This is a genomic window from Bradyrhizobium sp. HKCCYLS20291, from assembly GCF_051167715.1.
Taxonomy (GTDB): domain Bacteria; phylum Pseudomonadota; class Alphaproteobacteria; order Rhizobiales; family Xanthobacteraceae; genus Bradyrhizobium.
Genome location: NZ_JBNPTO010000001.1, coordinates 779,507 through 805,314, shown reverse-complemented (window position 1 = coordinate 805,314; position 25,808 = coordinate 779,507). Strand labels below are relative to the sequence as shown.

At 65.7% G+C, this 25,808-nt stretch carries 17 protein-coding genes and 1 tRNA gene; 14 read left to right on the top strand and 4 right to left on the bottom strand.

Features of this window, described 5'->3' with window-relative positions; all coding sequences use genetic code 11:
• Nucleotides 1-57: 57 nt before the first annotated feature.
• Nucleotides 58-1,866: a PHA/PHB synthase family protein gene (locus ACQR07_RS03730; protein WP_434900978.1), complete on the bottom strand. Its 1,809-nt coding sequence runs from the start codon at nucleotides 1,864-1,866 to the stop codon at nucleotides 58-60.
• A gap of 252 nt (nucleotides 1,867-2,118) precedes the next feature.
• Between ACQR07_RS03730 and ACQR07_RS03725 the strand changes: the two genes are divergently transcribed.
• The 5 genes from ACQR07_RS03725 (at nucleotide 2,119) to ACQR07_RS03705 (ending at nucleotide 7,133) form a co-directional block, all read left to right on the top strand.
• The gene (locus ACQR07_RS03725) at nucleotides 2,119-2,418 is read left to right on the top strand and encodes a hypothetical protein (protein WP_434900977.1); all 300 of its coding nucleotides are present in this window, start codon (nucleotides 2,119-2,121) and stop codon (nucleotides 2,416-2,418) included.
• A 200-nt stretch (nucleotides 2,419-2,618) separates the two neighbouring features.
• Nucleotides 2,619-3,839 carry an LL-diaminopimelate aminotransferase gene (locus tag ACQR07_RS03720; protein ID WP_434900976.1) on the top strand — a complete coding sequence of 407 codons (1,221 nt, stop codon included), beginning with the start codon at nucleotides 2,619-2,621 and terminating at the stop codon, nucleotides 3,837-3,839.
• 36 nt (nucleotides 3,840-3,875) lie between these two features.
• Nucleotides 3,876-5,192, top strand: coding sequence for a homoserine dehydrogenase (locus ACQR07_RS03715; protein WP_434900975.1), 1,317 nt, complete (start codon nucleotides 3,876-3,878; stop codon nucleotides 5,190-5,192).
• 204 nt (nucleotides 5,193-5,396) lie between these two features.
• Nucleotides 5,397-6,398 (top strand): class II fructose-bisphosphatase, encoded by a 1,002-nt coding sequence (gene glpX, locus ACQR07_RS03710; protein WP_434900974.1) that lies wholly within the window; start codon nucleotides 5,397-5,399, stop codon nucleotides 6,396-6,398.
• A gap of 15 nt (nucleotides 6,399-6,413) precedes the next feature.
• Nucleotides 6,414-7,133: a haloacid dehalogenase type II gene (locus tag ACQR07_RS03705; protein ID WP_434900973.1), complete on the top strand. Its 720-nt coding sequence runs from the start codon at nucleotides 6,414-6,416 to the stop codon at nucleotides 7,131-7,133.
• 10 nt (nucleotides 7,134-7,143) lie between these two features.
• Here ACQR07_RS03705 and ACQR07_RS03700 read toward each other — a convergent pair whose 3' ends face one another.
• Nucleotides 7,144-8,232 (bottom strand): methyl-accepting chemotaxis protein, encoded by a 1,089-nt coding sequence (locus tag ACQR07_RS03700; RefSeq protein WP_434901060.1) that lies wholly within the window; start codon nucleotides 8,230-8,232, stop codon nucleotides 7,144-7,146.
• A 298-nt stretch (nucleotides 8,233-8,530) separates the two neighbouring features.
• Here ACQR07_RS03700 and recJ point away from each other — a divergent pair, with 298 nt between their 5' ends.
• The 3 genes from recJ to ACQR07_RS03685 all read left to right on the top strand — a co-directional run bounded on the left by recJ (nucleotide 8,531) and on the right by ACQR07_RS03685 (nucleotide 12,218).
• Nucleotides 8,531-10,372, top strand: coding sequence for a single-stranded-DNA-specific exonuclease RecJ (gene recJ, locus ACQR07_RS03695; protein WP_434900972.1), 1,842 nt, complete (start codon nucleotides 8,531-8,533; stop codon nucleotides 10,370-10,372).
• A 955-nt stretch (nucleotides 10,373-11,327) separates the two neighbouring features.
• A complete protein-coding gene (locus ACQR07_RS03690) occupies nucleotides 11,328-11,801 on the top strand; it encodes a hypothetical protein (protein WP_434900971.1) in 474 nt (157 codons plus the stop codon).
• 192 nt (nucleotides 11,802-11,993) lie between these two features.
• Nucleotides 11,994-12,218 carry a hypothetical protein gene (locus tag ACQR07_RS03685; protein ID WP_434900970.1) on the top strand — a complete coding sequence of 75 codons (225 nt, stop codon included), beginning with the start codon at nucleotides 11,994-11,996 and terminating at the stop codon, nucleotides 12,216-12,218.
• A gap of 70 nt (nucleotides 12,219-12,288) precedes the next feature.
• Here the strand turns inward: ACQR07_RS03685 and ACQR07_RS03680 are convergent, their stop codons facing one another.
• Complete coding sequence (locus ACQR07_RS03680; RefSeq protein WP_434900969.1) at nucleotides 12,289-12,450, bottom strand: hypothetical protein; 162 nt, start codon at nucleotides 12,448-12,450, stop codon at nucleotides 12,289-12,291.
• A gap of 443 nt (nucleotides 12,451-12,893) precedes the next feature.
• Here ACQR07_RS03680 and ACQR07_RS03675 point away from each other — a divergent pair, with 443 nt between their 5' ends.
• Both ACQR07_RS03675 and ACQR07_RS03670 read left to right on the top strand, forming a co-directional pair.
• Nucleotides 12,894-13,649 carry a hypothetical protein gene (locus tag ACQR07_RS03675; protein ID WP_434900968.1) on the top strand — a complete coding sequence of 252 codons (756 nt, stop codon included), beginning with the start codon at nucleotides 12,894-12,896 and terminating at the stop codon, nucleotides 13,647-13,649.
• Nucleotides 13,650-13,820: 171 nt separating this feature from the next.
• The gene (locus ACQR07_RS03670) at nucleotides 13,821-14,738 is read left to right on the top strand and encodes a hypothetical protein (RefSeq protein ID WP_434900967.1); all 918 of its coding nucleotides are present in this window, start codon (nucleotides 13,821-13,823) and stop codon (nucleotides 14,736-14,738) included.
• Between the two features lie 483 nt (nucleotides 14,739-15,221).
• Here ACQR07_RS03670 and ACQR07_RS03665 read toward each other — a convergent pair.
• Nucleotides 15,222-15,298 (bottom strand) — tRNA-Arg (locus ACQR07_RS03665).
• Nucleotides 15,299-15,742: 444 nt separating this feature from the next.
• On the opposite strand from ACQR07_RS03665, the gene ACQR07_RS03660 reads away from it, so the two are divergent.
• The 4 genes from ACQR07_RS03660 to ACQR07_RS03645 are packed head-to-tail and all read left to right on the top strand — an operon-like array spanning nucleotide 15,743 to nucleotide 25,782.
• On the top strand, nucleotides 15,743-20,974 hold the full coding sequence (locus ACQR07_RS03660) for an alpha-2-macroglobulin family protein (RefSeq protein WP_434900966.1): 5,232 nt from the start codon (nucleotides 15,743-15,745) through the stop codon (nucleotides 20,972-20,974).
• Nucleotides 20,971-23,202, top strand: coding sequence for a penicillin-binding protein 1C (gene pbpC / locus ACQR07_RS03655; protein ID WP_434900965.1), 2,232 nt, complete (start codon nucleotides 20,971-20,973; stop codon nucleotides 23,200-23,202). Before ACQR07_RS03660 ends, pbpC begins: the two co-directional genes overlap by 4 nt.
• 51 nt (nucleotides 23,203-23,253) lie before the next feature.
• Nucleotides 23,254-24,996 (top strand): ArnT family glycosyltransferase, encoded by a 1,743-nt coding sequence (locus ACQR07_RS03650; protein ID WP_434900964.1) that lies wholly within the window; start codon nucleotides 23,254-23,256, stop codon nucleotides 24,994-24,996.
• Nucleotides 24,997-25,782 carry a phosphatase PAP2 family protein gene (locus ACQR07_RS03645; protein ID WP_434900963.1) on the top strand — a complete coding sequence of 262 codons (786 nt, stop codon included), beginning with the start codon at nucleotides 24,997-24,999 and terminating at the stop codon, nucleotides 25,780-25,782.
• Nucleotides 25,783-25,808 lie beyond the last annotated feature (26 nt).

The window sequence follows — 25,808 nt, the reverse complement described above, 5'->3', positions numbered from 1 at the left end:
GATGTCCGTCCCGTCCCGGCGGGACGGAGCGGTTATAATCAATCGCGGCAGATCATGCTACGCGCGGACGCGCACATAGGACCCCGGAGCATCCTCGAGCGGTGGATAGGCATCGCTTCCGACGCTGCGGGCGGGAACCTCTTCCGGATCGAGCTCGCCGAGCCAAGCGCGCCAGTCGGGCCACCACGAGCCCTTGTGCTCCTGGGCGCCCTTGATCCAGTCCTTCAGTGAGATGTCGTGGATCTGGTCGTTGAGCCAGTACTGGTATTTGCCTGACGAGGGCGGGTTGACGACGCCGGCAATGTGACCCGAGCCGGAGAGCACATACTTCACCGGACCGCCGAAGAACTGCGAGCCGTACAGCACGGAGTCGGGCGGAGCGATGTGGTCCTCGCGCGTGGCCAGATTGTAGACCGGCACCTTCACCTTGGAGAGGTCGAGCAGCGTATTGTCGAGCACCATCGTGCCGGTCGACAGCCGGTTCTCGAGATAGCAGTTGCGCAGGTAATAGGAGTGGTTGGCCGCCGACATCCGCGTCGCGTCCGAATTCCAGTGCAGCAGGTCGAATGCGGAGGGCGGCTGGCCCTTCAGGTAGTTGTTGACGACATAGGACCAGATCAGGTCGTTGGAGCGCAGCATGTTGAAAGCCATCGCCATCTTGCTGCCTTCGAGCACCCCGGCAGCCTGCATGTCGCGCTCGAGCGCCGAGATCTGCGTCTCGTCGACGAACACCAGCAGGTCGCCGGCGTGGGTGAAATCGACCTGCGCCGCGAGGAAGGTGGCCGAGGTCACGCGCTGGCGGCGCTTGTCGGCGAGCCAGGCCAGCGTCGTCGCCAGCATGGTGCCGCCGACGCAATAGCCCATCGTGTGCACCTTCATCTCGCCCGTCACCTTCTCGATGACGTCCATCGCGGTGAGCGGGCCTTCCTTCATGTAGTCTTCCCAGGTCTTGGTCCCCAGCGACTTGTCGGGATTGACCCAGGAGATCACGAACACCGTGAGGCCCTGATCGACGCACCATTTGATGAAGGATTTTTCCGGGCGCAGATCGAGAATGTAGAACTTGTTGATCCAGGGCGGCACGATCAGGAGCGGCGTGCGCAGCACGTTCTCCGTCGACGGCGCGTACTGGATCAGCTGCATCATGTCGTTCTGGAAGATCACCTTGCCCGGCGTCATCGCCATGTTGACGCCGACCTCCAGATTGGCCGGATCGGACTGGCGGATCTTCAGGTTGCCCTTGCCGGCCTCGATGTCCTCCGCGAGCATCTGCATGCCGCGCACGAGGTTGCCGCCGCTCGACGCGACAGTGTGGCGCAACACCTCGGGATTGGTCAGGACGAAGTTGGACGGCGACAGCGCGTTGGTGATCTGGTTGACGTAGAACTCGGCTTTCTTGCGCGTTTGCGGATCGAGTCCTTCGGCGTTGTGGACGAGGTCCTGCGCCCACTGCGTCGTCAGCAGGTAGGCCTGCATGACGAAATCGAAGAACTGGTTCGACTTCCATTCCGGATCGGCGAAGCGCTTGTCGCGCGGCGACGGCGAGATCGCCGGCGGCGCCTCCTCGCCCGCGAGACGTCGCGCGGCCGAGCCCCACAGGTCGAGATAGCCCTTGGCGATCTTGTTCTGGATGTCGCTGGCGCGGTCCTTGTCCGACAGCCAATAGTCGGCGACAGCTGTGAAGGATTTGACGACCTCGCTGAGCTCGGCCGGCGGCCGATCCTGAACCTCGCCGGTCTCCCGGGGCTTCAGATAGGCCGCGAGAGCCTTGCCGCTGGTTTCCATCGCTCTCGCGATGTTCGTCGCGAAGGCTTCGGCGTCGAATGATTTTGTTGATTGGGTGGTGTTGTTCGAAACGTCGGTCATGGCCTTCTTACACTATCTTGTCGAAACCGTTTCGTCACCGCGCGAGATCAACAATCCGCGCGTTCGCGGTTAATTCGACATCCGCCGTGCTGCGTTGCGGAAAAGCCTCTCACGTCGGACATAATGCACGCGCCCCCCGGATCCAGGCGAGATTCTTGTTCACCCCAATAACGTTTCGGGTGACAAATGGTTGTGCTGCGGCAAAATGCGTCGCGTTGCGATTGATCGGGCTGGTGGGGTGGGGACTTTCGCGTGACGTCGGTGAGCCGAGTCTGGAAGACGCGTGCGCGCGCCCTTGCGGCGGCGGGCGTCGTGCTTGGCAGCTCGCTCGTGCTGTCCGGCTGCTCGCTGCCGATTGCTGACATGCAGTCCCAGGATGTAGAGGCGGTCGTCCGGCCCAAAGAGCCGGGCGAATATCTTCCCGTGAACGACGTGCCGCGCGACCGGGACAGGCCGGTCATCTCGCCGGAGGAACGCGCCAGGATCGAGACCGAGCTGAAAGCCGCCCGCGACCGCCAGGCCTCGGCGGGACCCGCCACGAGACAGCGGTAAGGGCCGGACTGGACGTAATTGTCTGGCGCGGCGCGGTGTCCATGATAAAACACCGGAATCAACCGCACCGCAGAGTGTCGTCGCCAACCAGGCCGTAAGGCCGTGCTAAGTTCATGTTTTAGCGTGGATTTCAGGGCAGGGGCGCCACGGCGCCAGCGCTGCCGGTGAATCCGCCGCCGGTTGTCGGAGCCGAGAGACCCATGGAAGATTTCTACCGCATCCGCCGTCTGCCGCCTTACGTGTTCGAGCAGGTCAACCGGGCCAAGGCGGCCGCGCGGAACGCCGGCGCCGACATCATCGATCTCGGCATGGGCAATCCGGACCTGCCGGCACCGGCGCATGTGCTCGAGAAGCTCAAGGAGACCTTGGGCAAGCCGCGCACCGACCGTTACTCCGCCTCGCGCGGCATCGTCGGCCTGCGCCGGGCGCAGGCGGCGTATTACGATCGCCGTTTCGGGGTGAAGCTCAACCCCGATACCCAGATCGTGGCGACGCTTGGTTCCAAGGAAGGGTTTGCCAACGTCGCGCAGGCGATCACGGCGCCGGGTGACGTCATTCTCTGTCCCAATCCGAGCTACCCGATCCACGCCTTCGGCTTCCTGATGGCGGGCGGCGTGATCCGCTCGGTGCCGGCCGAGCCGACGCCGCAATTCTTCGAGGCGGCCGAGCGGGCGATCATCCACTCAATCCCGAAGCCGCTGGCGCTGATCGTCTGCTATCCGAGCAATCCGACCGCCTATGTCGCGAGCCTCGACTTCTATCGCGACCTCGTCGCATTCGCGAAGAAGCACGAGATCCTGATCCTGTCGGACCTCGCTTATGCGGAGGTTTATTTCGACGACAAGAACCCGCCGCCGTCGGTGCTGCAGGTGCCGGGCGCGATGGATGTCGCGGTCGAGTTCACTTCGATGTCGAAGACCTATTCGATGGCCGGCTGGCGCATGGGCTTTGCCGTCGGCAACGAGCGTATCATCGCAGCGCTCGCGCGGGTGAAGTCGTATCTCGACTACGGCGCGTTCACGCCGGTGCAGGTCGCGGCCACCGCGGCGCTGAACGGGCCCGACGACTGCATCCGCGAGATGCGTGACGTCTATCGCAAGCGCCGCGACACGCTGGTCGAGTCGTTCGGCCGCGCCGGCTGGGACATCCCGTCGCCGGAGGCGTCGATGTTCGCCTGGACGCCGCTGCCCGAGAAGTTCAAGAGCCTCGGCAGCATGCAGTTCGCGACCCTGATGGTCGAGAAGTGCGGCGTCGCGGTGTCGCCCGGCGTCGGCTTCGGCGAACACGGCGAGGGCTTCGTCCGCATCGCCATGGTCGAGAACGAGCAGCGCATCCGTCAGGCCGCGCGCGGCGTCCGCCGCTTTCTTGAAAGCGGCATCGAAACGTTGCACAACGTGGTTCCTCTCGCCAATCGGCGCTGAGTCTCCCGTTTTTCTTGCTGCAGGTTCTTTGATTCCATGGTCGCACCCCTGAGAGTGGGCATCGCGGGCCTCGGCACCGTGGGTGTCGAGGTCGTTCGTCTGATCGAGCAGCAGGGACGCGTGCTCACCGAGCGGACGGGACGTCCCGTGCAGGTGGTTGCGGTGACAGCGCGGTCGAAGAAAAAGCGTGCCGTCGATCTCACGGGAATCAAGTGGGCCAAGGATCCGCTGGCGCTGGCCGCTGACCCCGAGGTCGACTGCCTGGTCGAACTGATGGGCGGCGCCGGAGATCCTGCGCTGTCGGCGATCGAGACCGCGCTGAAGGCCGGCAAGTCGGTCGTGACCGCGAACAAGGCGCTGATCGCCAAGCACGGCCTCAAGCTCGCCAAGGCGGCCGAGAAGCATGGCGGCGCGCTGAACTTCGAGGCTGCCGTCGGCGCCGCCATCCCGGTGATCAAGACGCTGCGCGAGGGCCTCGCCGGTACCGGAATCAGCCGCGTCTACGGCATCCTCAACGGCACCTGCAACTACATCCTGACCCGCATGGAGCAGGAGGGGCTGTCGTTCGACGAGTGCCTGAAGGACGCCCAGCGTCTCGGCTATGCCGAGGCCGACCCGTCGTTCGACATCCATGGCCACGATACCGCGCAGAAGCTGGCGATCCTGGCCAGCCTTGCCTTCGGCACCCAGGTCGCCGAGAAATCGATCTATGTGGAAGGCATCTCCTCGATCGCGCCGGAGGACCTGAAGGCGGCCGCCGAGCTCGGCTACCGCGTCAAGCTGCTCGGCGTCGCCGTGCGCACCGCCAAGGGCATCGAGCAGCGGGTGCATCCGACGATGGTGCCGAAATCCTCCTCGATCGCGCAGGTGATGGGCGTGACCAACGCCGTCACGATCGATGGCGACGGCATTCCGCCGCTCACGCTGGTCGGTCCGGGAGCAGGGGGCGCCGCCACGGCCTCCGCCGTCGTCGCCGACATCGCCGACGTGGCCCGCGGCATCCGCGCGGCGCCGTTCGGGCGGTCGGTCGAGAAGCTGCAGGCGACCGAGAAGGCGCCGATGGAGCGGCACGAGGGTGGCTATTACATCCGCCTGATGGCGCGCGACCACGCCGGCACTGCCGCGACCATCGCGACGCGGCTGGCCGAGCAGAAGATCTCGATCGAATCGATCGTCCAGCGCCATCCCAACGGCAGCGAGCCTGGCAAATCCGGCGCCAAGGGCGGGCCGGTGCCGGTGATCCTGATCACCTATGCGACCCACGAGGATGCGGTGTATCGCGCGCTGCAGGCCGTGCAGCGCGACAAGGTCATCAGCGGCAAGCCCCAGGTCATCCGGATCGAAAAGAACTAGCCTGTGATGCCCAGGGAACCGGTTGTCCCTGCTCAAACAAACGCGTGGCGTTTGGGTTAGGTTCATGCTCAAACCGGGAGAGTCGAGGGGCGAGAACCGGCCATTCGGGCCGATCGCCCGACCCGCAGGCTGCCGTTGGGGGCGCCGTGCGAGCGGTAGATTTTGAGGGCGGGTGTCCGCCATGACGTCTTGAGGAGTTGACCGATGTCGACGCAGATTTCCGTCCCGCAACAGCTGCTGCTCGAGCGCATCCTGACCTTGGAGCTGGTGCGTGTGACCGAGCGGGCGGCGGTGTCGGCGGCGCGGCTGCGCGGCCACGGCCAGGAGAAGCCGGCCGACCAGGCGGCGGTCGACGCCATGCGCCGCGAGCTCAACAAGCTGCCGATCGAGGGCACGGTCGTGATCGGCGAGGGCGAGCGCGACGAGGCGCCGATGCTCTACATCGGTGAGAAGGTCGGCCTGAACGCCGGCCCGAAGGTCGACATCGCCGTCGACCCGCTCGAGGGCACCACGCTGTGCGCCAAGAACATGCCCGGCTCGATCGCCACCATGGCGATGGCCGATGAAGGCACGCTGCTGCACGCCCCGGACGTCTACATGCAGAAGCTCGCGATCGGTCCGGGCTACGCCAAGGGCGTGGTCGATCTCGACGCTACCCCGGCTGACAACGTCCGCCGGCTCGCCAAGGCCAAGGGCGTCGAGCCCGCTGCGATCACCGTGCTGGTGCTCGACCGGCCGCGCCACGCCGACATCATCCAGGGAGTGCGCTCGACCGGCGCCGCCGTGCGGCTGATCACCGATGGCGACGTTGCCGGCGTGATCCACTGCGCCGATCCCGACAACACCGGCGTCGACATGTATCTTGGCACCGGCGGCGCGCCGGAAGGCGTGCTGGCGGCCGTGGCGCTGCGCTGCATCGGCGGCCAGATGCAGTGCCGGCTGATCCTCGATACCGAAGAGAAGCGCGAGCGCGCCCACAAGATGGGCGTTGGCGACCCCAAGATGATCTACGGCATCGAGGACATGGCCCGCGGCGACTGCCTGTTCGCGGCCACCGGCGTCACCACCGGCTCGCTGCTCTCCGGCGTCAAGTTCCGCAAGGACGGCGTCATCGAGACCGAGACCGTCGTGATGCGCTCCGTCACCGGCACCGTGCGCTACATCCGCGCCGAGCACCGCCAGCTGGAGAAGTTCCACCTCGACTGACGGCGGAGCGCCGCGATGTCCGATCTGTCCATGGTCAAGGCGCTGGTCTTCGACGTGTTCGGCACCGTCGTCGATTGGCGTACGAGTCTCATCAACGACTTCACCGCCTGGTCGAAGAGCCGCGGCGTCCAGGGCGACTGGACCGCGCTGGTCGATGGCTGGCGCGGGCTCTATGTCGGTTCGATGGACGAGGTCCGCAAGCATCCGGAGCGCGGCTACCTGATCCTCGACGTGCTGCACCGGCGTTCGCTGGAAACGCTCGTCGCGAAGCTCGGCATCGCCGGCCTGACGGAGGCCGATCTCGACTATCTGACCCGCGGCTGGCACCGGCTGAATCCGTGGGCTGATAGTGTCGCCGGGCTGACCCGGCTGAAATCCAAATACATCATCGCGCCGCTCTCCAACGGCAACGTCGCTCTTCTGACCAACATGGCGAAGTTTGCAGGCCTTCCGTGGGACCTGATCCTCTCCGCCGAGCTGTTCGCGCACTACAAGCCCGACCCCGAAACCTATCTCGGCGCCGCGCGCCTCCTTGGTCTTGCGCCCGGCGAGGTCATGATGGTCGCCGCGCACAACAACGATCTCGAAGCCGCCCAGCGCTACGGTCTGAAGACCGCCTTCGTCGCGCGGCCCACGGAATACGGCCCGCTGCAGAACCGCGACTTCGAGGCCACCGGCGCCTGGGACATCACAGCCGACGATTTCAACGGCATCGCCGACCGGCTCGGCTGCTGATCCTCCTGCCTCAGGCGCCCGACACGATCACGCCGTACCAGCCGAGGCCCTTGTAGGTCTCGTAGCCCGGGGTGGCGTGGAAGGCGACCATGCGGCCCGACGCATCCTGATAGAAGCCGCTGCGCTTGCCGTCGAGCTTGAGCGATACCCTCTCGCTGAGAATGCCCTGGCCGTCCGACGAGGCGATCACGCGATGGCTGGAATCGACCAGCAGTGCGCGGGCCTTGTCGCTTTCGCCGACGCGCACGCCTTGCACGATCGCGCGGGCCTGCGCCTCCCAATCGAAATGAATCGCGAGCACGCCGAGCGGCTTGCCATGCGCCTTGCCGTTCTCGCGCACCGAGGCGCAATAGGTCGCGACCTGCGCATTGCCGAGCAGCGGCTGGCACTCGACGTCGCCGGCGACGTAGTCGTCGCCCGAGCGCAAGCCGCGCGCCTCGCGAAACCATTTGGTGTCGGCAACGCTCTGACCGACCACGTTGTAGCGGTCGGCGCGGCCGTTGGCGATCACCTTGCCCGAGGGATCGCACAGCCAGAGATCGAGATAGACCGTGTAGGCCGACAGGATCACCGCGAGCCGTTCGGAGACATGGGCGACGCTGTTCGCATCGGGCGAAGCGGCGCAATCGACCACCGCGGAGTCCGTCGCCCACCAGCGCACGTCGCAGGTCCGCTCATACAGGTTGCGGTCGATCAGCTCGATCGCGTTCAGCGCCAGGTCGACCATACGTTCGCCGCGCGCCCGCTCGGTCATGCGCTCGATCGAGGTCTTGAGATTGCCGGTGCGCGTCGTCAGTTGGCCCTCGAGCTCGCGTGCGATGGTCTCGACCTGCTGGCCGACCGCGCGGACCTCCTGCGCCACCACGGCGAAGCCGGCGCCCTGCGCGCCGACGCGCGAGCTTTCGATCAGCGCGTTGAGCGCCAGCATCTTCATCTGGTTGGTGATCTGCTGGATCGACCTGGTCTTCTCGCAGGCGATCTGATTGACCTCGCCGGTCAGCCGCGCGATCAGCGCCGAGACGTCGGTCTCGTCCTCGAGGTGCTGGGCCGGCGACGGAATGATCGAGGGCGAGGACTTCAGGTCAGGCGCAGCAGTCAGCATCGGCGTGCACTCCAAATTGCTGCGCGGCTCCCGCGGCGTTGCGGAGCCTCAGCAAACAAACGGTTCTTTTGATTGAAATTGAAAGGAGTTCGCCTAACGGCTGTTTAATGCACGTCCTTCGACATAGCGCGAATTTTAGGCAACTGTTCGTTGGTACCGTCAAATGGCCCGAGTTCCGTGGATGAGCTGAGAAAACGGTGGGGTTCCCTTGCACAAACCGGATCCCCGGAGAGGCTTGCGGTAGATTTCTGCCCTGCTTGCGAATCACCCTGCCGCCTGTGAGGCTCTGCGACCGATGCCACTGTCCGCCACCGTTCTGCCGATCAGCGCCCCGCCGGCGTTCCTCGGCGTGCGGCTGTCGCTGACCAACAAGCTCTGGCGCGACCGGCTCGACGCGCGCGGCGCGGCGCGGGCGCTCGCCATCGTGCAGCGCTATCAGCTGCCGGAGATGCTGGCGCGCGTGATTGCCGGGCGCGACGTCGAGCTCGACGCCGTCAATGACTTCCTCGATCCCACCATCCGCAAGCTGATGCCGGATCCGTTCACGGTGACGCAGATGGAGGCGGCGGCCCAGCGCATCGCCGACGCCGCCGTGAGGGGCGAGAAGGTCGCGATCTTCGGCGATTACGACGTCGACGGCGCGACCTCCGCGGCGCTGCTCGCCTGGCACCTGCGCCATTGCGGGCTCGATCCGCTGATCCACATTCCCGACCGCATCTTCGAAGGCTACGGGCCGAACGTCGACGCCATTCGCGCGCTCGCCAACAAGGGCGCGACCCTGCTGGTGACGGTCGACTGCGGCACGACGAGCCTGGAGCCGCTGGCGGAAGCGCGCCGGCTCGGCATGTCCGTGGTCGTGATCGATCACCATCAATGCGGCGAAGAGCTGCCCGATGTCGAAGCGCTGGTGAATCCGAACCGGCCCGATGACCTCTCCGGGCTCGGTTATCTCGCCGCCGTCGGGTTGACCCTGGTGACGCTCGTCGCCGTCAATCGCGAGCTGCGCAGCCGCGGCTTCTGGAGCAGCACGCGGCCGGAGCCCGATCTGCTCGGCATGCTGCATCACGTCGCGCTCGGCACCGTCGCCGACGTCGCGCCGCTGATCGCGCTGAACCGCGCCTTCGTCGCCAAGGGCCTGATCGCGATGCGCCGGCGCGATCACGTCGGCCACACCGCGCTGATGGACGTTTCCAGGCTCAACGGCCCGCCGGAGGCGTGGCATCTTGGCTTCATGCTGGGACCGCGCATCAATGCCGGCGGCCGCATCGGCCGTGCCGATCTCGGCGTGCGGCTCTTGCTGGAGAGCGACGTCTCCGAGGCGGCGCGCATCGCCGCCGAGCTCGACCGGCTCAACAGCGAACGACGCGTCATCGAGCAGCAGGCCGAAGCCCAGGCCGAGGCGGAGGCGCTGGCCTCGCTCGGGCTGGAGGACAAGGGCGCGGTCATCGTCACCGCATCCGAAGGCTGGCATCCCGGCGTGGTCGGGCTCGTCGCCTCCAGGCTGAAGGAAAAGTTTGCGCGGCCGGCGTTTGCGATCGCGCTCGAACCCGGCGGCATCGGCACCGGGTCGGGCCGCTCGATTCCCGGCGTCGATCTCGGCCGCGCGGTGCGCCACGCGGTGGAGCAGGGCATCCTGATGAAGGGCGGCGGCCATGCGATGGCGGCCGGCGTCACCTTGCGCAAGGAGCGGCTGGCCGAATTCCGCGCCTATCTCGAAAGCGCGCTCGCCCCCGATGTGGCCGAGGCCCGCCACGTCAACGAGATCCTGATCGATGGTGCGATCAGCGCGCGCGCCGCGACGCCCGAGCTGGTGGCGACGCTCGACCGCGCCGGTCCGTTCGGCAGCGGCAATCCCGAGCCGGTCGTGGCATTGCCGTCGCATCAACTGGTGTATGCCGACGAGGTCGGCCAGGCGCATCTCAAGCTGCGCTTCAAGTCCGGCGACGGCGCCACGGTCAACGCGATCGCATTCCGCTCGGTCGGCCAAAAACTCGGCAATGCCCTGGTCCAGCATCGCGGCCAACTGCTGCATGTCGCCGGCACCCTCACCGTCGACCGCTACCAGGGCGTCGAGCGCGTGCAACTGCGCGTGCTCGATGTCGCCGTGCCGGACCATGGCCCGGCGACGATCCGGTAGCTGCCCCAAACTCTGCCGTCGTCCCGGACAAGCTTCGACGACGTTTCGCGTCGGCGAAGCGCCGATCCGGGATCCATACGCCGCAGCAGATGTTGTGAGGACGCGCTGGTCATTGCCGCCTTTGCCTCGAACTACTCCCTGTGGCTATGGGTCCCGGCTCGGAGGCCGGGACGACAGCGGAGTTCTGCGCCGCGCCTGTTGTCTGCCGAGTCATGCGTAAGCATGATTGATCGATCTCGCCGCGCCCATGCGCCCGAGGGATGCCTGATCAAAGCCCTCAATGAAACGAGAGGGCGCAGGGAATGCCGGGTGAAGGCCTCACCCATGGCCCGCCTGCAAACAAAAAGCAGGCGGCAGTCACCACAGGTCAAGCCGATCAACCGGCATTCCCTGCGCGATGGGCTTAACGCTTATACGCGATCTCCCCGGTGTCCGGCTTGGTAGCCACCGTCGCCCGAGGGATCATCATCACCCCCGGACTTGGCGCCAGCATCGGGGCGCCAGGACCACGCGATTTCACGTCCGCAACCTGCCGTTCGTCCGCGCGCCACGAGAGCACGCTGCGACAGATCGCGGCCACCGCATCTCCGCCCTCCACATCGTGACGATCGCGAAGCGTCCCTCTCACGAGGACGGGATACGCAAGTTATTTCTGATTTTCGGAATTAATGCAAGCGGAAAATTTGGCACGTGGAGGTGACACAGGGCAGGCCGCTGATCCGGCTTGCGAAAACGGCGCATCGGCGCGCGCGCCGCGCGGGTGAGTCGCCAGGCCCTCCGGCCGTTGTCGTCGCGATCCACGCTGCGGCGGAAACGGCAGGGGGCGGACGCGAGGCGTGTGGCTGTGGACCTCTCTTCGATGCCGCGCGTTCCAGTCCTCTGTCGACCTGCCTTCGTCGGGACGCGAAGGCGGGGTAGTGTTGCGCCTTCCCCTGGACACGTCGGGACTCAAGACATGCATGCGATCGTCAAGACCCTCGCCCTTCCGGCCTGCCTGATCTGCTGGAGCGCCGGCGTATCGGCCGAGCCGGTGCGCTGGAGCACATACCGGATCCCGGAGACCGGCACCTCGGTCGAGATTCCCACGTCGATCTTCAGCGAAACGGCGGGACGGCCGGACGGCTACGGCCAGCGCTTCCAGACATCGGACGGCCGCGCCAACCTGACGGTGCAGTCGTCCGAAAACGACGCCGGCGACTCGCCGGCGCGCTTCCTGGCCAAGAAAAATCCGCCCTCCAACATCCAGTACAAGCGGATCACGTCGCGGTTCTTCGCGGTCTCCAGCATCAGGGGCGACTACGTCTGGTACAACCGCTGCAACTTCGTTGGCGGCTACGTCCATTGCGTGCTGATCAACTATCCCAAGGCCTGGGAACGCGACTGGGACGGCATCGTCACCCGGATCAGCCTGTCCTTGAACCGCATGTGAGGGAGCCAAGCAGGCGTCCCTGCGACGCGAATGCGGGCTTCTGATGCCTGGCTGACGTCATCGACCACGCGGCGCGCGCTGGTCCGTGATCGGGACCCTCTGCGGCGCACGATTTGATCCAGCTCAATGTGGCTCACCGGCGCGTTCGCCTAGGTTCCGGCGAACGATTTTCAGTCGCGTCGGATCCCATCGATGGGCGTCATGCCATTCACCGTCAGGGCGGAGAGCGCCAACGCCGTTGCGACGCTCCGCTGCCGCAGCGCGCAGGATGCGCTGTCGACGGCCAATGCCTATCTGCGCCTCGGTGCTGCCCTCGTCAGCATCCGCACGCCGAGCGGCGAGATCATGAGCGCCGACAGGCTCGATGCGCTGCTGAGCCGCGAGCGCGGCCGCGTGCCGGTGTCCATGCCGGATTGATCTGGACGGCTGGGACTCAGCGCTTTCAGCGACAGGCGTGAACCGTCACCGTTGGTTTGAACCGCAATGGTCAAGCCGGCCCGGCATCAACACCATCATGGCGCCTAGTCGATCTGCCGGCTGCGTCCTCGATGAAGGAGCCATACAGGACGTCCTGGCGCCGCAGGTAGACGGCGATGCTGGCGGCAGTGGCGATGCAACAAATTGCGATCAAAATGGCAAATTCGAACATGTCCGACTCCATGCCCCGTCAGTGGCGGATGGAGTCCCAGGCGTCAAACGGAAGCCGCCGTTAAGCTGAAGAGGAAAGCTTAACGGGCCGGCATCCCGCCCCGTCATTCCACCTCGCCGGCCCGGCCGTTGGGATCGAGCTCGGGAAACATCGCCTGGCAGCTCAGGCAGTACGATTCGAAGATGAAATTCAGCAGCGCGGACATTTGGGAAACCCCCACCGGTTTGACGGGTGAAAGATGCCGGCGCTCTGTTTCAGGATGTTTTCGTGGCGGCGGCGAAATGGTTTCGACGCGGGCTGGTTGGTTTCAGTCCGCGGGGCGGCTAGTGGGCGAAATCTCTCAAGGAGCAGCGGCAGCATACGAGGGGCAGCGACGAGAATCTTGCGATTTCAGTTCACGTGCAAGACTCGACAAGTGGCCCTTCGGCGGACAATCTTAGGGCATGAAAGACCAGGGGCTGGGGGCACTTGGACTGATCGGTCTGGCGCTCGCCTTGACGGTTCTCGTGACCGTCGGTGCGCCCGTTGCTGCTTCTCGAACGACCCTTGAGCTCAAGGATTGGCTGGGATTTGCCGGCAATATTTTGAGCGCTCTCGTCACGCTCATTGCTGCTTATGTCGCTTGGCGCGCAGTACAAGCACAAATTGGAACGCAGCGGGACGCGAATTTGTTGGGCGTTCTTTTTCGAGAGGAAGATCGGATCGAAAGAATACTCCCAGGTCTCCGAGATGCGGAGTTTTACGCAAGTGGTTTTCTTCATTATCGTGTAGCCAAGACGTACTACGGTATGGTTGAGGCTCTCAAGGGTGAGGGTCTTTCGGGCGCCAACTTCCAGAAGGACGTTGAAAAGGCACTCCCCAACACCGACGGAGCTACGCGGCGCCGAATTGAAAGTAAGCTGTACCCACTCTACCGTTGGGCGTGGCATGCGCAAAAGTCTTTCGAAGCTATAAGAGAGGGAGACAAGCACACTTGGAACCCTGAGGAGTGGGATCCTGAAGCTCTGAAGGAGAAACGCGTTGCCCTCGACAAGGTGCGCGAATTGTTCAACCAATCTCGCCAAAAGTTTAGTTCGGCAATAGATGAACTTGAGAACGAAATCAGGAGCATCCGAGTCGAACGCGAGGCGTATGAGGCTCGTCTTGCTTTGATCCGGCAAAAGATTAACGGTTACTTCGCCGACCATGTGGGGCTTTGAGCGATTTTCAAATTGAGCATCGGTCTGCGCTGCCGCGATCAGCGCGACAGATCTCCGAATCGGCCTACAAGCCGACGGGTTTTACCCCCCCCCAGGCCTTGTAGGAAAATGGCAATCCAGCAGGACTCGAATCTGCAACCGCGGAGTAGAAATCAGAGGCGAGACTGTCGAATGACCGATCCGAAGCAGCTCACCCGAAGACAAAAGCGCTTGATTGCGCGCGAAGAGCGGAAGGCGGCGCAGCGGGCTGCAACAGCTGCATATGCTCAAGATTCAAGAGCCGCCTCGTCATTCGGCTCCTCGCTGCAAGTCAGTGACTGGATTGCGCTAGTTTTCACGCTGTCAGTCGCCGTTCCGGGGATGAGGTCGGATGATCCATGGATTTGGATAGTCTGTTTCGTGGTGAGCGCGTGCATTGCGACGCTAGCCCTGAGCTTTCAAGCGCGAATCAGTCTCGTACACAAACTGACCCTGATCCTGGGAACTTGGATAATCTTCGGCTCGCTTTCTTTCTACAAATACAGGATCGCTGAAGAAAGCGCAGTCGCTATTCAACGGATGGCCGAAGAAAACTCGCTCACTATTCGACAGGGCATTATTTATCCTGGAGATCTTCCCCGGCCAGCGAGTAGCTGCGCAATCCCTGATGACGCTGTCGCAGTATTCTTTGGAAGAAGCGTTGCATGGGTCAGAGGAGCGAAAGTGACAATTTTCCGGATACGGAATGTCCCTATCATCGGTGCTGAAATATCGGAACAAGGGCTAAGAATATCTCCGTTAATTCTCTATGATGACAGAGGGCAAGTCACTGCTCAGATATCATCTAGCAAATTCAAAGTTGAAGAGTTTGGTCGAGGGCGAATGGTGAGCCCGAACAATCTTGTAGTCTACGACTATAAGGGTAGGGAAGCTTTGAACGTTACCTACCTAAATAGGAAGACGATTGTTATTAAGGGGACGTTCTATTTGAGTTCAAAGGCTGTAGTTTCGATCACTGACGACGAAGTGCGTGTGCCCGGGGCGATCCTCAGGGGGGCAGCCTGTTTCCAAGGCTCCGGGGACGAGACAACAGCGTTTGGTGCTGGTTAGTTTCGACCCGATGCAGATGACGGCACGGGCTGACGACTAAACTCGACGGAGCGCCCGCACAGCCTGCAGCGGGGCCTCTGGAGCGTCGCCGGCGTCGGCGGCGGTGAGTGACGGGCTGCCATTCCCGAAGGCGTCCCAAGCCACCTGAAATGCGGCTCGAGTTTTCTCGAACGACTTGGCCGTGCCGACCTTCTGCTCGCCGGGATGGCTTCCAGGGTAGAATCCGCAAAACCATCGTCAGACCCGAGGTCGAGAAAGCGCCTCCGTGCTTCCCGTGATCGTCCCAGCCTTGATATCACCGAAGTAGACGTCCCAGCTGCAGCTGGGGGCTAGCTAGCAGATTTCGGCGGCGGGTAAGCAAGGTCATGGCTTGTTGATTCCAGTGCCGCTGCCTAAAGTGGAGCCGCTAGGGCTAGGGTCTGGAAGGCGTTCCCACCTCAAGTGAGGTTGGCATTCGGTCCGGATACAGTGACTTTAAGACGCTGGCGATCCCAGCAGGACTCGAACCTGCAACCCGCGGAGTAGAAATCCGCTACTCTATCCAGTTGAGCTATGGGACCGTCGTCGCAAGGTGAACGGCCGCGAGGGGCGGTTCACGCGATACGCGCCGGCGGGCGGGGCCCGGCGACGCGGCTTCCATAGCACGGGTCATATGAAAAATCTCTGGTTTCGCCAAGAGTGAGCGAACCGGGAACGGGGTGGCGGCGACCAAGCGGAGGCGGGGGAGGGGTCTGGTCGCCTCGTCCGCGTGGCCACCGGCCCCCGACGGGGTGCCGCGGCCTTTGCCGGTATGCCATGTGCTGTGAATTGCCGTTGATGAACAGATTTTCCGGTCCTGTGCGCCCGACGATCACCGCGGCGGCGGACGGCCGCCATGGCGCCTGCAACCTGTGCCATCAACCCGTCACCATTTCGCGTCCATTCTCGCCACGAATCGGCCAAACACGGGCATCGTTCGGGCTGTCCCGACGATCCGCCCCCATCGCCGTCCAAGGAGCTGTCCCATGATCGGTCTGGTTCGCGCCGTCGCCGTCTGCGCCATCATGGCGCTCGGCCTCGTCTCCGGCGGGTCTGCCGCTCTCGCCGCCGACAAGGCGTTCAAGCGCGACGATCTGGCGGATGCCGCGATCAAGCTGGAGGCGCAGATCAAGAGCGAGGCGGGGGCGGTCAACAAACCGGTCGCGACGCTCCGCACCGATGCCGATGCCGCGCTCCGGCGCAACGATCTGCGCACCGGACTGCAGATCCTCGGGCAGATTGCGACAGCGGCGCCGGAGGATTCCGGCAACTGGCTGCGGCTGGCGCGCACCGTGCTCACCCAGATCCGGCCGTTCAATGCCTCGGAGCAGACCTTCCTCCTGGAGCGCGCCTCGACCGCGGCCTACATCGCCTATCAGCGCGCCGGCAATGCCGGCGAGGAGGCCGACGCGCTGGCGCTGCTCGGCAAGACCATGGCCGAGCGCAAGCTGTGGCGGCCGGCGCTGGATACGCTCAGGATGTCGCTGGAGCTGCGCGAGGTCGCCGATGTCCGTGGACAATACGAGCGGATGCGCGACGAGCACGGCTTCAAGCTGCTCGACTACACCGTGGATTCCGACTCGGCGAGCCCGCGCGCCTGCTTCCAGTTCTCCGAGGATCTCGCCAAGCGCACCGACTTCTCGCCGTTCGTGGCGCAGGCTGGCAATGACAAGCCGGCGCTGACCTCGGAGGACAAGCAGCTCTGCGTCGAGGGCCTCAAGCACGGCGAGCGCTACAACATCAATCTGCGCGCTGGCCTTCCGTCGGGCGTCAAGGAGAGCCTGCCGAAATCGGCCGAGTTCAACATCTATGTCCGCGACCGCAAGCCGTTCGTGCGCTTCACCGGCAAGGCCTATGTGCTGCCGCGCACCGGGCAGAAGGGCATTCCGCTGGTCAGCGTCAACACGCCCGCGGTCAACATCAAGGTGTTCCGGATCGGCGACCGCAACCTGATCAACACCGTCATCGACAGCGATTTCCAGCGGCCGCTGTCGAGCTACCAGCTCAGCGATCTCGGCAACGAGCGCGGCATGAAGGTGTGGAACGGCGAGCTCTCCACTCAGATGACGCTGAACCAGGACGTCACGACGGCGTTCCCGGTCGACCAGGCGCTCAGCGACATGCAGCCGGGCGTCTATGTGATGACGGCCGCGCCGAAGGGCCCGGCGAGTGGCAATGACGATGACAGCGGCGGCCAGCTCGCCACGCAATGGTTCATCGTCTCCGATCTCGGCGTCGCCGCGTTCTCCGGCAATGACGGCATCCACGTGTTCGTCAACTCGCTCGCCTCGACCGATCCGGTGGCGCGCGCCGAAGTGCGGCTGGTCGCCCGCAACAACGAGATCCTGGCGACGCGCAAGACCGACGAGGCCGGCCATGTGCTGTTCGAGGCGGGGCTGGCCCGCGGCGAGGGCGGGCTGTCGCCGGCAATGCTGACGGTGTCGGGCGACAAGGCCGACTATGCCTTTCTCAGCCTGAAGACGTCGGCGTTCGACCTCTCGGATCGCGGCGTCGCCGGGCGCGAGGCCCCCACGGGGCCGGATGCGTTCGTGTATTCCGAGCGCGGCGTCTACCGCTCCAGCGAGACCGTCTACCTCACCGCGCTGCTGCGCGACGGCAAGGGCAACGCCATGACCGGCACGCCGCTGACGCTGGTCGTCGAGCGTCCCGACGGCGTCGAGTTCCGCCGCGCCGTGCTGCCCGACCAGGGCGCCGGCGGCCGCTCGTTCAGCGTGGCGCTGAACTCGGCGGTGCCGACCGGCACCTATCGCGTGCGCGCCTTCACCGATCCGAAGGGCGCGGCGGTCGGCGAGACCACCTTCATGGTCGAGGACTACATCCCCGAGCGGCTGGAATTCGACCTTTCGTCCAAGGACAAGCAGATCAAGGCTGAGGCTCCAGTGGAAGTGAAGGTCGACGGCCATTTCCTCTATGGCGCGCCGGCCTCCGGCCTGCAGCTCGAGGGCGACCTGCTGGTCACCACCGCCGCCGAGCGGCCGGGTTTTCCCGGCTATCAGTTCGGCGTCGCCGACGAGGAGAGTGCCTCCAACGAGCGTACGCCGATCGAGGGCATGCCGGAGACCGACGCCAAGGGCGCTGCGACGTTCCCCGTGAGCCTCGCCAAGCCGCCGTCTTCGAGCCGGCCGCAGGAGGCGCAGATCTATGTGCGCCTGGCCGAGACCGGCGGCCGCGCCGTCGAGCGCAAGCTCGTGCTGCCGGTCGCGCCGAAGGCGGCGCAGATCGGCATCAAGCCGTCGTTCACCGGCAAGAGCGTCGGCGAGGGCGACAAGGCCGAGTTCGACATCGTGTTCGTCTCGCCTGATGGTAAGACCCTGGCGCGCAACGGGCTGCGCTATGAGCTCTTGAAGATCGAGTCGCGCTATCAGTGGTACCGGCAGAACTCGTATTGGGAATACGAGCCGGTGAAGTCCACCAAGCGCGTCGGCGACGGCGATGTCACCATTGCCGCCAACAAGCCGGCGCGGCTGAGCTTCCAGCCGGAGGCCGGGCGCTATCGCCTCGACGTCAAGTCGGCGGATGCGGATGGCCCGGTGACGTCGCTGCAGTTCGACGTCGGCTGGTACACCGATGGCAGCGCCGATACGCCGGACCTGCTGGAGACCTCGCTCGACAAGCCGCAATACCAGTCGGGCGACACCATGGTGGTGACCGTCAATGCGCGCACCGCCGGCAAGCTCACGGTCAACGTGCTCGGCGACCGGCTGCTGACGACGCAGACCACCGAGGTCAAGGAAGGCACCAACCAGGTCAAGCTCGCGGTCGGCAAGGACTGGGGTACGGGCGCCTATGTCGTGACGACCTTGCGCCGTCCGCTCGATGCGGCCGCGCAGCGCATGCCGGGCCGCGCGCTTGGGCTGGCCTGGTTCGGCATCGACAAATCAGCACGCACGTTGAATGTCGCGCTGACACCGCCCGCATTGGTGCGGCCGGGCTCGGCGCTGAAGATCCCGGTCAAGGTCGGCGGGCTCAATCCTGGCGAGGACGCTAAGATCGTGATCGCGGCGGTCGATGTCGGCATCCTCAACCTCACCAACTACAAGCCGCCGGCGCCGGACGATTATTATCTCGGCCAGCGCCAGCTCTCGGCCGAGATCCGCGATCTCTATGGCCAGCTGATCGACGGCATGCAGGGCACGCGCGGCCAGATCCGCTCCGGCGGTGACTCCGGCGGCGCCGAGCTGCAGGGCTCGCCGCCGACGCAGAAGCCGCTGGCGCTGTATTCGGGCATCGTCACCGTCGGGCCCGACGGCACCGCCGAGGTCAGCTTCGACATTCCGGAGTTCGCAGGCACCGCGCGCGTGATGGCGGTGGCGTGGAGCGCGACCAAGGTCGGCCGTGCCAATGTCGACGTGACCGTGCGCGATCCCGTGGTGCTGACGGCGACCTTGCCGCGCTTCCTGCTTTCAGGTGACCGCGGCACGCTGTCGTTCGACGTCGACAACGTCGAGGGCGCGGCGGGCGATTACGTCGTCAGCGTCAAGGCGGGCGGGCCGGTCAAGGTCTCCGGCAATGCCAATGTGACCTTGAAGCTCGCGGCCAAGCAGCGGGCGTCGTCGACCTTGCCGCTGGATGCCTCGGGCACCGGCACGGCGCAGCTCGACGTCGAGATCAAGGGACCGAACGGGCTGAGCCTGAACAGGCACTATCAGCTCGACGTCAAGCCAGCGACGCAGGTGCTGGCGCGGCGCTCGATCAGGACCTTGGCGAAGGGCGAGAGCCTGACGCTGACCTCGGACATGTTCTCTGATCTCGTGGCGGGCACCGGCACGGTGTCGCTGTCGGCGGGACTGTCGACCGCGCTCGACGCGGCGACGATCCTCAAGGCACTCGACCGCTATCCGCATGGCTGCTCCGAACAGATCACCAGCCGCGCGATGCCGCTGCTCTATGTCAACGAGCTCGCGGCCGGCGCCCATCTCGCGATGGACACCGAGGTCGACCAGCGCATCCGCGACTCCATCGATCGCCTGCTGGCGCGGCAGGGCTCGAACGGTTCGTTCGGGCTGTGGTCGGCCGGCGGCGACGATCCCTGGCTCGACGCCTATGTGACGGACTTCCTCACGCGCGCCCGCGAAAAGGGCTTTGCGGTGCCGGACGTGCTGTTCAAGACCGCGCTCGACCGTGTCAGGAACTCGGTGGTCAATGCCGAGGAGCCGGAGAAGTCGGGAGGCCGCGATCTCGCTTATGGCCTCTACGTGCTGGCGCGCAATGGTGCGGCGCCGATCGGCGACCTGCGTTATCTCGCCGACACCAAGCTCGGCAATCTCGCAACGCCGATCGCCAAGGCGCAGCTCGCAGCGGCGCTGGCGCTGGTCGGCGACCGCGCCCGTGCCGAGCGGGTCTATGGCGCCGCAGCCGACAGCCTCGCGCCAAAGCCGGTGCTGGTGTTCGGCCGCACCGACTACGGCTCGGACCTGCGCGATGCGGCGGCGCTGGTGTCGCTGGCGGGCGAGGGCAATGCGCCGCGTGCGACGCTGACGCAGGCAGTGGCCCGCGTCGAGGCCGCGCGCGGGCTGACGCCGTACACCTCGACGCAGGAGAATGCGTGGATGGTGCTGGCGGCGCGCGCGCTCGCCAAGGAGACGCTGGTGCTCGATGTCAACGGCCAGGCGGTGAAGCAGGCGCTGTACCGCAGCTACAAGGCCGCGGAGCTGTCAGGCCAACCGCTGAAGATCACCAACACCGGCGACGCACCGGTGCAGGCGGTGGTCTCGGTGTCCGGCTCGCCGCTGACGCCGGAGCCGGCGGCGTCGAACGGCTTCAAGATCGAGCGCGGCTACTACACGCTCGACGGCAAGCCTGCCGACATCAAGACGGTGAAGCAGAACGACCGCTTCGCCGTGGTGCTGAAGGTGACCGAGGCCAAGCCGGAATATGGGCACATCATGGTGTCGGACTATCTGCCGGCCGGGCTCGAGATCGACAATCCGCGCCTGGTGTCGTCGGGTGACAGCGGTACGCTGGATTGGATCGAGGACGGCCAGGAACCGGTCAACACCGAGTTCCGCGACGACCGCTTCACCGCCGCTCTCGACCGTGCTGCCGACTCCAAGGCGGTGTTCACCGTCGCCTATGTCGTGCGCGTGGTGTCGCCCGGCAAATACGTGCTGCCGCAGGCCTATGTCGAGGACATGTACAATCCCTCGCGCTATGGTCGGACCGGGACGGGCTCCGTGGAGGTCCGCGCGGCGAAATGAGCGAAGGTGGAACGAGCGGTGATGAGTTGGATGGCCAGACGGAGCCACACACTCCGTCATGCCCGGGCTTGACCCGGGCATCCACGCTGGCTCCGCGCGCGCCGAACGACGTGGATGGCCGGGACAAGCCCGGCCATGACGGGAGGAGGGGGCGGGGCGTCAAACGGCTGCTCACGATTGCGGCTGCGCTGGTCGTGTCGTTCGTGCTCGCCCTCACCGCCTACGCCATCTCTCTCGGCCCACTTCCCCTGCAAGACGCGAAAGCCGTCTCCACCACCGTGGTCGACCGCCATGGCAAGCTCCTCCGCGCCTACGCGATGGCCGACGGGCGCTGGCGGCTGCCGGTCAGTGCGAAGAAGGACGTCGATCCGACCTATCTGAAACTGCTGCTGGCCTATGAGGACCAGCGCTTCTTCGAGCATCACGGCGTCGATCCCCGCGCCCTGGCGCGCGCGGCGATCCAGCTGGGATCGCACGGCCACATCGTCTCCGGTGGCTCGACCATCACGATGCAGCTGGCGCGGCTGCTCGAGCCCAGGCGGCAGCGCTCGCTGCACGCCAAGCTCAGGCAGATCGTCCGCGCGCTCGAGCTCGACCATGAGATGAGTAAGGACGAGATCCTCGATCTCTATCTCACGCTCGCGCCTTATGGCGGCAATCTCGAAGGCATCCGCGCCGCCTCGATCGCTTATTTCGGCAAGGAGCCGAAGCGGCTGTCGCTGGCGGAAGCCGCGCTGCTGGTGGCGCTGCCGCAGTCGCCGGAGACGCGAAGGCTCGACCGCCATCCGGAGGCCGCGCGGCGCGGCCGCGATCGTGTGCTCGACCGCATGGTCTCGGAAAACGTGATCTCCGCCGAGGACGCCGCGCAGGCGAAGGCGCAAGCCGTGCCGGCGTTCCGCAACCCGATGCCGATCCTGGCGCCGCATGCGGCCGACCAGGCAACCGCTGTCGTGAAAGATCAGCCGATCATCCGGCTGACGCTGGATGCCTCGCTGCAGAAGGTGCTGGAGCCATTGGCGCGCGACCGCGCCGTGGCGCTGGGACCGAACGTCTCGGTCGGCATCATCGTGGTCGACAATGACAGCGGCGACGTGCTCGCCCATGTCGGCTCGGCGGACTATTTCGACCAGCGGCGGGCAGGGCAGGTCGACATGACGCGCGCGGTGCGCTCGCCCGGCTCGACGCTCAAGCCATTCATCTACGGCCTCGCCTTCGAGGATGGCTTCGTGCATCCGGAGAGCCTGATCGAGGATCGCCCGGTGCGCTTCGGCTCCTACGCGCCGGAGAATTTCGACATGACGTTCCAGGGCACGGTACCCGTGCGCAAGGCGCTGCAGCTGTCGCTGAACGTGCCGGCGATCGTGCTGCTCGACCGCGTCGGCGCCAGCCGGCTGTCGTCGCGGCTGAAGCAGGCGGGCGGCAATCTGGTGCTGCCGAAGGACGAAGCGCCGGGCCTCGCCATGGGCCTCGGCGGTGTCGGCGTGACCCTGCAGGACCTCGCCCAGCTCTATGCAGGGTTCCCGCGGCTCGGCACCACCAAGCCGCTGCGCGAGATCATCACGGCCGACGAGACCGACCCACGCGAGCCGATGCGGCTGATGGACCCTGCGGCCGCCTGGCAGGTCGGCAACGTGCTGTTGGGAACGCCGCCGCCGGAAAACGCGGCGCGGAACCGGATCGCGTTCAAGACCGGCACCAGCTACGGCTATCGCGACGCCTGGTCGGTCGGCTTCGACGGCCGGATCACGATCGGCGTTTGGGTCGGTCGCCCCGATGGAGCGCCGGTGCCCGGCCTGATCGGCCGCGTGTCAGCGGCGCCGATCCTGTTCGACGCCTTCGCCCGCAGCGGCAAGCTGCCTGCGGCGTTGCCCAAACCGCCCAAGGGGGCGCTGGTCGCCAACAATTCAAAGTTGCCGTTGCCGCTGCGCCGGTTCCGCCCGATCGGCGAGCTTGTGCGCACCGGCGCGGAGCAGGCGCCACACATCCAGTTCCCGCTGAACGGCTCGCGCATCGATGTCGACCGCTCCGCCGGGCAAGAGGCGTCGGTGATGCCGGTGAAAGTGTCCGGCGGCGTGCTGCCGCTGACGATGCTGGTCAACGGCCTGCCGGTCGGCGAGATCGACAGCCGGCGCCAGCGCCTGATCGATCCGCCCGGGCCGGGCTTTGCACGCCTGACCGTGATCGACGCCACGGGCGCTGCGGACACAGTTGTGGTCAGAATCCAGTGACCGTTCGCTAAGCGGTTGTCGGCATGGCGGTTTCAGCGTATTCGGAACCCCATGGTCGAGACCTATGCCCGCCCCCGTTTTGGAGAGCCGCGCGAGCCGAAGAACCTGGTGAATCCGGGCAGTCGGCTGGTGCGGATGATCGATGCCGTCACCGTGAGCCACACCAGGGCGATCGCGTTCCTGCTCGTCTGCGGCCTGCTGTTGTTTCTGCCCGGCTTCTTCACGATCCCGCCCATCGACCGCGACGAGGCACGCTTTGCGCAAGCCACCAAGCAGATGGTCGAGAGCGGCGATTACGTCGACATCCGCTTCCAGGACGACGTGCGCTACAAGAAACCGGCCGGCATCTACTGGTTGCAATCCGCTGCGGTCGAGACCGCCTCGGCGATCGGCCTGCCGCGGGCGCAGCTGCGCATCTGGGTCTATCGAATCCCCTCGCTGGTCGGCGCCATCGGTGCGGTGCTTCTGACCTACTGGACGGCGCTAGCCTTCGTGACGCGGCGCGGCGCGGTGTTCGCGGCGCTGCTGATGTGCTGCTCGGTGCTGCTCGGCGTCGAGGCGCGGCTCGCCAAGACCGATGCGATGCTGCTGTTCACGGTGGTCGCCGCGATGGGCGCGCTGGCGCGTATCTATCTGTCCTGGCAGCGCGGCGACGATCCGGAGCGTCCGCCGTGGGGACCGCCGGCAATCTTCTGGACTGCGATCGCCGTCAGCATCCTGGTCAAGGGCCCGCTGATCCTGATGCCGGTCGGGTTGGCGATCGTTTCGCTCGCGATCATGGATCGCGGCGCGAGCTGGCTGTGGCGTCTGCGCCCCGTGTGGGGCCTGATGTGGATGCTGGTGCTGGTGCTGCCCTGGTTCGTGCTGATCTTCCTGCGCTCCGGCGACGCCTTCTTCGCGGACTCCGTGGGTGGCGACATGCTCGCCAAGATCTCGGCCCAGGAGTCGCATGGGGCTCCGCCCGGCCTCTATCTGCTGCTGTTCTTCATTACGTTCTGGCCCGGGGCGCCGCTGGCGATCATGGCCGCGCCCGCCGTGTGGCGCGCGCGCCGCGAACCGGGCGCGCAATTCCTGCTGGCGTGGCTGGTGCCGTCCTGGATCGTGTTCGAGGCCGCGCTGACCAAGCTGCCGCATTACGTGCTCCCGCTCTATCCTGCGATCGCGATCCTGACCGTCGGCGCGCTCGAGCGGCGCGTGCTGTCGCGCTCCTGGCTGCGCCGTGGCGCGGCGTGGTGGTTCGCGATTCCCGCGATCACCTCGGTGGTGGCCGTGATCGGCGCCATCATCGTCACGCACCAGCCGGTGTTCCTGGCCTGGCCGTTCGTGGCGGCCTCGCTGATCTTCGGCCTGTTCGCATGGTGGCTGTATGACGACAGCCGCGCCGAGCGCTCGCTGCTGAATGCCGGCGTGGCGGCGATGTTCCTTGCGTTCGTGGTCTACGGCACTGTGCTGCCGGCGCTGACGCCGCTGTTCCCGAGCGCCGAGATCGCACGCGCCCTGCGCAACGTGGTCTGCGTCGGGCCCAAGGCGGCCGCGGCCGGTTTCCACGAGCCGAGCCTCGTGTTCATGACCGGAACCTCGACGCAATTGACCGATGGCTCCGGCGCGGCCGACTTCCTCAGCCAGGGCACCTGCCGCTTCGCCCTGGTCGAGCAGCGCACCGAGCGCGCCTTCGTGCAACGCGCCGAGGCGATCGGGCTGCGCTACAACGTCGCCAATCGCATCGACGGCTACAACATCTCGCAGGGCCGCGCAGTCTCGATCGCGATCTACCGTTCGGAAGGCACCGAGTAGATGCCGGCCGAAACACCCTCGTCATCGTCGTATGTTTCGCAGCTCGCGCTGGTCGGCAAATTCTCGCTCGGCCGCCTGGTGCGCCGGCCGCAGTCGGCGCCTGACGCCGCCGCCTGGCAGCGCCTGTCGCGTCAGCTGCTGCTGCTTGGCGGCATCGGCGTCGGCGCGATCGTGGTGCTGATGCTCGCCTTCGACGCCTATGAGATCGGCTTGATGCCCGCGCGCGGCACGCCGAGCCTGTGGCCTTGGCGCATGATCACCGATTTCGGGAAGGATGAATATGTCCTGGGTCTGCTGGCGGTCGCCGTCGTCGCGACGATCCTGATCGTGCCGCTGTGGCCCGAAGCGACGCGCAGCCGCCTGCTCAACTTCGCCACCCATGTCCAGTACTTGTTCTTCGCGTTGCTGACCTCATTGCTCGCCGCTCAGGTGCTGAAATACATCATCGGTCGCGGCCGGCCCTTCGTCGGCGGCAAGGCGAACGCCTTCAACTTCGAGCCGTTCAACGGCACGCCGGCCTATTTCAGCATGCCCTCGGCGCACGCGGTGACGGCGGTCGCACTGGCCTTCGCGATTTCAGCGGTCTGGCCGCGGCTGCGGATTCCGATGGTCATCTATGCCGCCATCATCGCGCTCAGCCGGCTGGTGCTGCTGGCTCACCATCCGAGCGATGTGGTCGCTGGCGCCGTCGTCGGCCTCGCCTGCGCCATGCTGGTCCGCTACTGGTTCGCAGCACGGCGGCTCGGCTTTCGACTGTCGAAGGACGGTCGAATCGTACCGCGCTAGGGGGTTGCGAGCGGGGCCCAAGCCCC